The 792-nt window shown below is 59.6% G+C and carries 2 protein-coding genes; both read right to left on the bottom strand.

The genetic code is table 11. The features are described 5' to 3' along the window. Positions 1-87: 87 nt before the first annotated feature. Entirely contained in the window at positions 88-495 is a 408-nt protein-coding gene (locus tag ACK4SE_RS13890; protein WP_409693890.1) for a DUF1801 domain-containing protein, read from the bottom strand. Positions 496-504: 9 nt separating this feature from the next. After that, positions 505-711 carry a hypothetical protein gene (locus tag ACK4SE_RS13885; protein ID WP_409693888.1) on the bottom strand — a complete coding sequence of 69 codons (207 nt, stop codon included), beginning with the start codon at positions 709-711 and terminating at the stop codon, positions 505-507. Positions 712-792 lie beyond the last annotated feature (81 nt).

Genomic DNA, 792 nt, shown 5'->3' with positions numbered 1-792 from the left:
CACCCAGTTCGGCGATGCGCTGGTCGATCATTGCCGGGGCCTGGGACTGGTCGAGATGGGCGGTGGCCTTGGGCATGTTTGGGGCTCCTAGAGCTTTTCGCCGGGCAGGAGACTGGCCTGCACGACCCATTGGGCGAGTTGGGCTTCGAAATCGTCGCCTTCGCGGATGTTGAGGTGGCGCACCGCAGGATATTTGGACTTGCCCTCGGGCACCGGATCGAGGGAGGCGCCCTGAAAGAAGGTGACTTTGATATATTTGTCGAAGCAATGCAGGTTGAGAAACCAGAGGTCCTTTTCCATGCCGTAAAAGGGCGAGTTCCATTTCACCGCTTTGACGACGCCGGGCACGGCGCGGGAAATGATGGCGTCGATGCGCTGGCCGGCGGCGCTTTTCCAGCCGGGCATGGCGGCGATATAGGCGCGGATCGGTTCCTCGCCATAGCCCTTGGCGATCTGCGGATTGCCGCCGGAGAGAAGGACGGGTTTGCCGGTCACCTGATGCTCCTAGCTGGCCTTGCGGCGGGAAAAATAGGGGCGGAAGAACATGTAGAGGCCACTGAACATGAGCAGGAAGAGCGGCAAAAGCGGCAGATAGGTGACGACATCGTTCTGCTGGCCGGCAAAGAGCAATACGAAATTGGCAATGACGGTGAGGGTGAAAAAGATCGAGAGCCAGCGATGGCCCTGCCGGATCAGGGTGCTGAAAGTCATTGGTCCATCCTTGTGAGCAAATCGTCGAGGGCGTCCATGCGCTTTTCCCAGAAGGTGTGCATGTCCCGTGTCCAGTCGGTG

The organism is Brevundimonas sp. (assembly GCF_046293315.1).
Classification (GTDB): Bacteria; Pseudomonadota; Alphaproteobacteria; order Caulobacterales; family Caulobacteraceae; genus Brevundimonas.
The sequence above is the reverse complement of the archived record's forward strand: the minus strand, read 5'-3'. Positions and strand labels throughout refer to the sequence as shown.

Bases quoted from the DNA above. Each gene is read 5' to 3' on its own strand.
- ACK4SE_RS13885 (WP_409693888.1), bottom strand. From the start codon at position 711: ATGACTTTCAGCACCCTGATCCGGCAGGGCCATCGCTGGCTCTCGATC.